The 7,996-nt window shown below is 71.4% G+C and carries 8 protein-coding genes and 1 pseudogene; 4 read left to right on the forward strand and 5 right to left on the reverse strand.

Features of this window, described 5'->3' with window-relative positions; genetic code table 11:
- Window positions 1-455 precede the first annotated feature (455 nt).
- On the forward strand, window positions 456-854 hold the full coding sequence (locus tag AB0447_RS25660) for a hypothetical protein (protein WP_366479108.1): 399 nt from the start codon (window positions 456-458) through the stop codon (window positions 852-854).
- A 163-nt stretch (window positions 855-1,017) separates the two neighbouring features.
- Here the strand turns inward: AB0447_RS25660 and AB0447_RS25665 are convergent, their stop codons facing one another.
- From AB0447_RS25665 to AB0447_RS25675, 3 genes are all read right to left on the reverse strand, one after another.
- Window positions 1,018-1,470, reverse strand: coding sequence for a hypothetical protein (locus AB0447_RS25665; RefSeq protein WP_366479109.1), 453 nt, complete (start codon window positions 1,468-1,470; stop codon window positions 1,018-1,020).
- A 115-nt stretch (window positions 1,471-1,585) separates the two neighbouring features.
- Window positions 1,586-2,182, reverse strand: a complete 597-nt coding sequence (locus tag AB0447_RS25670) for a dihydrofolate reductase family protein (protein ID WP_366479110.1) — start codon at window positions 2,180-2,182, stop codon at window positions 1,586-1,588.
- A gap of 24 nt (window positions 2,183-2,206) precedes the next feature.
- Window positions 2,207-2,335 carry a hypothetical protein gene (locus tag AB0447_RS25675; protein ID WP_366479111.1) on the reverse strand — a complete coding sequence of 43 codons (129 nt, stop codon included), beginning with the start codon at window positions 2,333-2,335 and terminating at the stop codon, window positions 2,207-2,209.
- Between the two features lie 230 nt (window positions 2,336-2,565).
- Between AB0447_RS25675 and AB0447_RS25680 the strand changes: the two genes are divergently transcribed.
- Complete coding sequence (locus tag AB0447_RS25680; RefSeq protein ID WP_366479112.1) at window positions 2,566-3,309, forward strand: helix-turn-helix domain-containing protein; 744 nt, start codon at window positions 2,566-2,568, stop codon at window positions 3,307-3,309.
- A 188-nt stretch (window positions 3,310-3,497) separates the two neighbouring features.
- On the opposite strand, the gene AB0447_RS25685 is transcribed toward AB0447_RS25680, so the two are convergent.
- Complete coding sequence (locus AB0447_RS25685; protein WP_366479113.1) at window positions 3,498-4,208, reverse strand: TetR/AcrR family transcriptional regulator; 711 nt, start codon at window positions 4,206-4,208, stop codon at window positions 3,498-3,500.
- Window positions 4,209-4,368: 160 nt separating this feature from the next.
- On the opposite strand from AB0447_RS25685, the gene AB0447_RS25690 reads away from it, so the two are divergent.
- A complete protein-coding gene (locus AB0447_RS25690; protein ID WP_366479114.1) occupies window positions 4,369-5,595 on the forward strand; it encodes a saccharopine dehydrogenase C-terminal domain-containing protein in 1,227 nt (408 codons plus the stop codon).
- Window positions 5,596-5,743: 148 nt separating this feature from the next.
- On the opposite strand, the gene AB0447_RS25695 is transcribed toward AB0447_RS25690, so the two are convergent.
- A complete protein-coding gene (locus AB0447_RS25695) occupies window positions 5,744-7,351 on the reverse strand; it encodes a right-handed parallel beta-helix repeat-containing protein (RefSeq protein ID WP_366479115.1) in 1,608 nt (535 codons plus the stop codon).
- A 551-nt stretch (window positions 7,352-7,902) separates the two neighbouring features.
- Between AB0447_RS25695 and AB0447_RS25700 the strand changes: the two are divergent.
- Window positions 7,903-7,996, forward strand: a pseudogene (locus AB0447_RS25700) (hypothetical protein); the annotation flags it as partial.

Consider the following 7,996-nt stretch of genomic DNA (forward strand, 5'->3'; position numbering starts at 1 on the left):
CAGCGCTTTCCCTCGTGCTGGCCGGAGTGGCCGGCCCCGGTATTGCGGTGGCTCAGCCGGTCGCCGGGGCCCTTGGGTCCGCCGCCCCGTCCGGTGGCGGAGGGGACGAGTGCAAGCCGCCGCGCAAGCGGCCGCCGGTGGGGTCGGCGCTGGACAAGCAGCAGCGACGCGGTGGTGGTGACGGACACGACGAGTGCAGGGGCCCGGCCGGTCCGCCCGGGCCTCGGGGCCCGGCCGGCCCGCCGGGTCCGCGCGGGGGGACGGGTGCCCGAGGCCCGGCCGGTTCCCAAGGTGAGACCGGCGCTCAGGGCCCGGCCGGCCCCCAAGGCGAGACCGGCGCTCAAGGGCCGCAAGGGGCGGCGGGTGCCCAGGGACCGGCAGGGGCGCAGGGGCCGGCCGGCCCGTGCAACGACGTGGACGCCTACCTCCCGAGCAATAACCAAGAGGTCAAGGCCGTGCTCGTCAACCGTGTGACGTACGTCGGCATCCGCGACATCCAGGGCGGCTTGGTCAACAACAACAACCTCACCCCTTGGAGCTGGCACAACCTCACCCGTCTGCCGCAGCACCCGGACTACCCGCGGGACGCGTGCTCCGTCTCCATCGCCGCACAGGCGGGAGTCGTCTCCATCGAGGTGCTCACGGACAGCGGCCAGGTGTGGGAGACGATCTGCTTCGTCGTCAACGAGGGGAATCCGCAGACCCCGCGCACCTTCGAGCTCGACTGCGTGGACGATCCGACCAACAACCAGGACAACGGTGCAGGTCCCTGGGTCCACCGGACCCCGGACCCGGTACTCACCGACCCGCCGCTGAACCGGTCGGGGGCTGAGAAGAAGCACACGACCGCGTAACGGGAGGCCTCACGGGAGGCTTCACCCTGCGCTGAAACCCGCAGCTCCCATCGAAAGCACCGGCCGGCCCCGTCCCGGGACCGGGCCGGTGCGCGGTCAGGCTGCCTGCCCGACGCCCGCACCGCCCGCCTCTAGCTCCAAAAACGCAACTCGCCCGGTCGGTTCAGTAGCCGACGGTGAAGCGGCGTTGGACGTAGCAGGGCAGTTCCGCCTCGTTGACGAGTGCGACTGCGGCGTCCTCCATGGAGATGCGGCTGCGCCCGTCTGCGTCGAGGACCGGCTGATCGCCGCCGGTCCGGAAGCGGCCCGTGCGTTCGCCGGGGCCGATGTCCTCCGCGGGGCTGAAGTAGGTCCACAACCGGTTGGAGGTACGCAAGACGTTCAGGGCGTCCCGGTGGCCGCGTACGGCAGCCGCGTATTCCCTCGGCAGGCCGAGCGCATCGAGGCTCTCGTGCAGGAGCTCGTCCGAGTCCGCCCGTACGACTCCGGGTTCGATCTCCAGGCTGCCGGCACCGCCGATGACGATGAGCCGGGTCCGGGGGTGGCTCTCCAGCGCATGGAGCAGTGATCGTGCCGCGCGGGCGTAGACCGTGGGATCTGCGATGGAGCGGGTCACCGCGTCGGCGAGATCCTTCGTTGCGTTCCTGGCTGAAATCCGCTGATCAGCACGTCGAGGCCGGATATGACGGCGGCGATGCTGTAGCGGAAAACTGGTTGGAAAGGGCCTCGCGCTATGCCCCCGCCGCCGGCCGGTAGGTGCACACGTGCACCCCGGTGCCGCTGACGACTGTGGAGGTGAGCTCGAGCCTGCGCAGTCGGCGGTCGGCCGGGTAGATCGTCTTGCCGCCGCCGAGGAGCACCGGCAGGATCATGAGTCGCAGTTCGTCGACCAGGTCCTCGGTCAGCAAGGTTTGGGTGAGGGACGCGCTGCCCATGACGACGAGGTCGCCGCCTTCGGTGTCTCGCAGCTTCTTGATCTGTTCCAGCGCCTGGTCGCCGGGGATGAGTGTCGTGTTGTTCCACGTCAGTTCGTCCTCGTCGAGCGTGCTGGACACGACGTACTTGGTGATGCTGTTCATGTGGTCGGCGAACGGGTCGCCGGCCCTGGGCGGCCACGCCTCGGCCATGGACTGCCAGGTGCGGCGTCCGAACAGGAGGGCCTCGGTTCCGGTCATCCATTCGGCCAGGGTGCCGCCCATCACCTCCGGGTCGAAGAAGGGGTGGGACCAGCCTCCGTGGGTGAAACCGCCGTCGGTGTCCTCGTCGGGGTGGCCCGGGGCCTGGACCACGCCGTCGAGGCTGATGAATTCACCAATCACCGTGCGCATGGGGATGTCTCGCTTCCTGATTCGTCAGGTTGCTGGGGGGGGGAGGGCGCGTCGACGCGCGTGTGGAATCCCGGCGACCATGCCGGGGCATTCGGCCGCGGCCATGTCCAGGAGGGTCCGGACGGCGGTGGTGCCGATGGGCTGGAGGTCCATGCCGGGCCCCCTCTCGTCGGATCGCGGTCGTTCACGACAGGAGAAAAGCTATGTTGCATTCACTTCAACGGCAATCACTGGATTGCTGAACTTGCCGTATTCGCTGGTCAGATGGCGCAGATCGTTGCAACAGACATGCAGATAAACGCAACAGCGTAACCTCGAGCGTTGCAATGACCTGAGGGTGAACGCATGCTGGCTGCCGGACGACACAGCATCAGGAGGCCCCCATGCCTGGAGGCAGGCTCACCCCGCAGGACCGCCGGCAGATCGCCGCGGGACTGGCCGAAGACCTCTCGTACACGGAAATCGCCAAGCGGTTGGACCGGCCGACGTCGACCGTTACCCGGGAGGTGATGCGCAACGGCGGCCCCACCGGCTACCACGCCGACCGTGCCCAGCAGGCGGCCGTACGGCGGGCGCGCCGGGACACGAAAGTGCGGGCCCCGGAATCGCCGGAGGCCACCGCCTCCGCCTCCGCGAGGGATCCGGAGACGGTGCACGCGTTCACGGACCGGTTCACCGAACTGCTGGTCGCCACCGGTCTCCAGCGGATGACGGCCGGGGTGCTCGGCTGCCTCTACGCCACCGACAGCGGCAGCCTCACGGCCGCCGAGCTGGCCGAGCGGCTGCGCGTCAGCCCGGCCTCGGTCTCCAAGGCCGTCGGCTACCTCGAAGCCCAGGAGCTGATTCGGCGCGAGCGCGACGCCCGGCGCCGCCGCGACCGGTACGTCATCGACGAGGACGTCTGGTTCCGAGCGGTGATCGCCAGCGCGCGGATCAACACGGTGCTCGCCGACGCCGCCCGCGAGGGGGCCGGCCTGCTCGGCGCAGACACGCCGGCCGGAACCCGGCTGGAGGACATGGGCCGGTTCCTCGGCGCCGTCGGCCAGGACCTGATCGAAGCGGCCGAGCACAGGCGCCGGCCCTATGCAGCACAGCGGACGCAGCGGTCCACGGACCCGGCCGAGTAGCGGCCGGGCGCTGTGTCTCCCGGTTCGGTCAACGGGAGGGGCCCGCGGGGGTGTTGTCGATTCCAGTCGAGGAAGACGGGGCGACGGACTCGGCCAACGGACGGATCAGCAGGGCCGAGCCGAGCAGCGGACCGCACCGAGCGGGAGCCCACCAGGTACTGGTACCTGGTGGGGCGACGTGGGGCGGGTCAGCGGTCCCGCAGGGCCTGGAGCCGGGTCTCCGCGCTCGCCAGCAGCATGTCCAGGGCGACCGGGTAGGCGCTGTGGGTCATCCGGGCGGCGAGCAGCCGTGCAGTGGCCGCGATGTGCGGGTACTCCTCGGCCGGCAGCCGGGCGTAGGTGGACTCCCACTGCTGCTCGTCGGAGGTCCGGGAGGTCTCCGCCAGGGCGAGGGAGCCGGCGTCGAGGGCCGCGAAGGCCAGGCTCTGGTCGATGAAGGCATGGTAGATCAGGACCGCCTCCGGGTCGGGGAAGCCGGCGGTGCGCAGGATGCCGAGTACGGCCTCGTCGGCGGCGATCTCGCGGGGCCGGCCGGTCACACGGCTCGCGGTCAGGAGGGCGGCCTGCGGGTGGGCGAGGTACGCGCCGTGGATGTGCAGGCCGAGTTCCCGCAGGTCACGGCGCCAGTCCCCGGTGGCGGCCCAGCCGTCGAGGGCCCGGCCGATGAGCTCCTCGCCGATGGCGAGGGTGAGGCCGTCCATGCCGTCGAAGTACCGGTAGAGGGTGCTCGGATCCGCGCCGAGGGCGGCGCCCAGCCGGCGGGCGGACAGCCCGGCGCTGCCGTGTTCGCGGAGCATGCGCAGGGCGGTCTCGACGATCAGCCGTTCGGACAGGACGGTGCCCTGCCGGGTGGGGCGCCGCCGCCTGCGGGCCTCCTCGGGGACCACCTGCTTCGCCATCGGGTGCCTTCCTCGACCGGGGGCGGGCGGGTTTCGCCGCACCGGCGGCTGCCGTCCGCAGCCCTTATGCCAACACCATTGACCTTATCTCGCCCGCCCGGCTTTCATCCCTTCCCATGGGGCACGGACGTCCGTGGACCTCACCGAGAGAGGGTTCGTCATGCGTGTTCTGCTTGTGGGCGCCGGTGGCGTCGGTACCGCGATCACCCGGATCGCGGCCCGCCGGGACTTCTTCGACCACTTCGTGGTGGCCGACTACGACCTCGCCCGCGCCGAGGCGGCCGTGGCCGCGGTGGGCGACGCTGCCGGCCGGTTCAGCGCGCGCCGGATCGACGCCTCCGACGAGGCGGCGGTCGCCGCGCTCCTCACCGAGGAGCGGTGCGACGTACTGCTGAACGCCACTGATCCGCGGTTCGTGATGCCGCTGTTCGAGGCCGCCCTCGCGGCGGGCAGCCACTACATGGACATGGCGATGTCGCTGTCCCGGCCGCACCCCGGAGCGCCGTACCGGGAGTGCGGGGTCAAGCTCGGCGACGAGCAGTTCGCGCGGGCCGGGGCGTGGGAGAAGTCGGGCCGGCTGGCGCTGGTCGGCATGGGCGTGGAACCCGGGCTGTCGGACGTCTTCGCCCGGTACGCGGCCGACGAACTGTTCGACGAGATCGAGGAGATCGGCATCCGCGACGGGGCCAACCTGACCGTCGAGGGGTACGACTTCGCCCCTTCGTTCAACATCTGGACGACCATCGAGGAGTGCCTGAACCCGCCGGTGGTCTACGAGCGGGAGCGCGGCTGGTTCACCACTGAGCCGTTCAGCGAGCCGGAGGTGTTCGACTTCCCGGAGGGCATCGGCCCGGTCGAGTGCGTCAACGTCGAACACGAGGAGGTGCTGCTGGTCCCGCGGTGGGTGGACGCCCGGCGGGTCACCTTCAAGTACGGGCTGGGCGACGACTTCATCGGCAAGCTGAAGACCCTGCACGCGCTGGGCCTGGACTCGACCGAGCCGGTCACGGTTCGCGGCGCGGACGGTACCCCGGCACGGGTCTCCCCGCGTGACGTGGTCGCCGCCTGCCTGCCGGACCCGGCCACCCTGGGCGAGCGGATGACCGGCAAGACCTGCGCGGGGACTTGGGTGAAGGGCACCAAGGACGGCCGGCCGCGCGAGGTGTACCTGTACCACGTGGTGGACAACCAGTGGTCCATGCGGGAGTACGGCTCCCAGGCCGTGGTCTGGCAGACCGCCGTCAACCCGGTCGTGGCGCTGGAACTCATGGCGCGCGGCGTCTGGTCGGGGCCCGGCGTCCTGGGCCCGGAGGCCCTACCGCCGCGCCCGTTCCTGGACCTGCTAACCGCCTACGGCTCGCCCTGGGGCATCCGCGACCACGACTGACCGGGACTGACCGGGATCTGGGCCTCCGAGCGGCTCCGATCGGCTCGGCTCGGACCCTGCTCGGACAGGACCGGATCGGATCGCCTCCGATCGCGGTCCGGTCCCGGGTGCCCATGGTGTGAGCCGCCCGCCGGGGCGGGTCGCGCGGTCACATGGCGTTGGCGGAAGCCAGCGTGCCGGTGGCCCTGTCGAGGACCGCGGCGGTGCCGCCGCCCCAGCCGCGCAGGTCGTTGCCGGTGATCCAGGTGCCGACGCAGCCCGGGAGCGCGACGACGGCGGCCTCGGCGGGAACCGGTCCGTCCCCCTTGCGGACGACGTTGCCCTGGCAGGAGGCGTTCGCCGCGTTGCCGCCGAAGCGGATGCCGTACGTGGCCGCCGCCCCGGCCCGGTTGGCGCCGGTGATCTGGTTGTCGCGCAGGGAGATGTCGTTGGTACCGGCCGCGATGCCGTGCCCGGCGGGGTTCAGGACGGTGTTGTGGGCGATCAGGACGCCCGCCGCGTCGGTGTCGACGCCGATGCCGTCGCCCTGGGCGTCGGTGACGGTGTTTCCGCTGATGACGGCGTGGGGGGCGTACCGGACGTGGATGCCCTGGGAGTTGCTGCCGCCCGGGCGTGCGGTCCCGGTGACGGTGTTGCCGGAGATCGTGACGCCGTCGCTCTGGGCGACGTAGATGCCGGCCTCGCCCTTGACCGTACGGATCGTGTTGTCGGTGATGGTGATGCCGTTGTGCCGATCACCGGCGCTGGAGACGACGATGGCGCCGCCGGCGGAGGTGTCGGTACCGGTGTTGCGGATGATGTTGCCGGTGATGGTGATGTCGTTGAGCGCGTTGCCGGCCGGGGAGCTGACCTGGACGGCGGTGACGCCGACGGATTCGATCGTGTTGCCGGCGATGACGGCCTGCTGCCAGTCGGTGGTGCGGATGCCGTAGGCGGCGCTGCGCTCGATGTGGTTGCCGATGATCCGGATGTCGCGGTGGACCACGTTCTTGACGCCGCCGTGGTCGCCGACGAGCGCGCCGAACGGGCGGCTGCCGTCGGCGGCCGCCCGCAGGGTGCAGCCGGTGATCAGGATGTCCTGGCAGGGCGTGTTGTCGTACGCGGGGGCCGGGAGGCTGGCTGCCGAAATGGCGCCGGTGATCTGCACGGCCTCCCGGTTGGTGGGGGTGTCCGTGCCTTCGCCGGTGACGTGCAGCCCGTCGAAGAGGCAGTTGACGATGCGGGCGCGGCGTACGGCGTTGATTTCGACGGCGTGGGCGGAGGGCGTGTCCAGGACCGTGCAGTCCTGGACGAGGATGCCGTCGGCGTGGGCGAAACCGATGGCGTCGCTCTGCTGCTTGTACTGGCTGCCGCGCATGTCCCAGGTGCCGCCGAGCAGGGCGATGTCCCCGGCGCCCTCGTAGCCGGAGACCGGGGTGACCGAGTCGAAGTTCTTGACCAGGGCCCCGCAGTCCTTGGTGCGGAAGATGTGGGCGCCGTACGCGGACACGGTCATCCGGGGGCCGAGGACGAGCCCCTTGGTGAGGGGGTACTTGCCGGGCGGGATCAGCAGGGTCGCGCCCTCGGGCACGGCGCGTGCGGCGGCGAGGGCGGCCTGGAACGCGGCGGTGTCGTCGGTGGTGCCGTCGCCCTTCGCTCCATAGGTCAGCACGTCGTAGACGCTGCGGCGGTCGCCGGCTGCCGCGGCGGCCGGGCCGGCGGCCAGTACCTGGCCGGCGCCCAGAGCGCCCATGAATCCGCCCGCCGCCAGTATCACGCCACGTCGATGCACTTGTTCTCCCCCGTCGTTTCAGCCTGTTGCACGGGCCGCTCGGGCCCGGACGGGAGGCTATCGGCCGGTACGCGACTGCCGGCGGGCGGGGCCGCCGCCGTGGCCGCGGCCAGGGGAGGCAGGCTCACCCTCGGTGCTGCTCCACGGCTCGCAGGGCACGTACGCGCGGCGTGTCAGGCCGGAGCTGGGCGGCTGAGGGCCGCCCTGAAGGGCGCGCCTCGCCCGGTCGATACCGGCGCGGCGCAGCCGCTGCAACGTCGCGCGCCGCTGTCCGGGCGTGGGGGTGCTTGCCCGGCGAGATTGCTTTCACGTCGTCCGTCGGGGCCGCCGTGCGTGCCTCGACGCAGCGGAACGCTCCGCGCGTGCTTCCATGGCGACGTGGAGAGCATCACTCAGCGCCTCCTGACCAAGGGGTTCGGCCGGCCCAGCGGGCTGCTCGGCCGTCTCGGCGGCCGGCTCATGGCGCACGGCAACGCCGCCACCGAACAGCATGCCGTCGCCCTCGCCGGGCCCGAGGACCAGGACGTCGTCCTGGGCCGAGCCTGTCGGTCCGCTTCATGGGCATCAGCGAGCAGGCGATCATCTCGTACCTGGTCACCGCCTACTTCTCCGCGGCCGTGCTGGTCCCGG

This window comes from Streptomyces sp. NPDC051211 (assembly GCF_040689505.1).
Classification (GTDB): Bacteria; Actinomycetota; Actinomycetes; order Streptomycetales; family Streptomycetaceae; genus Streptomyces.

Bases quoted from the DNA above. Each gene is read 5' to 3' on its own strand.
- AB0447_RS25690 (WP_366479114.1), top strand. From the start codon at position 4,369: ATGCGTGTTCTGCTTGTGGGCGCCGGTGGCGTCGGTACCGCGATCACC.
- AB0447_RS25675 (WP_366479111.1), bottom strand. From the start codon at position 2,335: ATGGACCTCCAGCCCATCGGCACCACCGCCGTCCGGACCCTCCTGGAC.
- AB0447_RS25685 (WP_366479113.1), bottom strand. From the start codon at position 4,208: ATGGCGAAGCAGGTGGTCCCCGAGGAGGCCCGCAGGCGGCGGCGCCCC.
- AB0447_RS25680 (WP_366479112.1), top strand. From the start codon at position 2,566: ATGCCTGGAGGCAGGCTCACCCCGCAGGACCGCCGGCAGATCGCCGCG.
- AB0447_RS25670 (WP_366479110.1), bottom strand. From the start codon at position 2,182: ATGCGCACGGTGATTGGTGAATTCATCAGCCTCGACGGCGTGGTCCAG.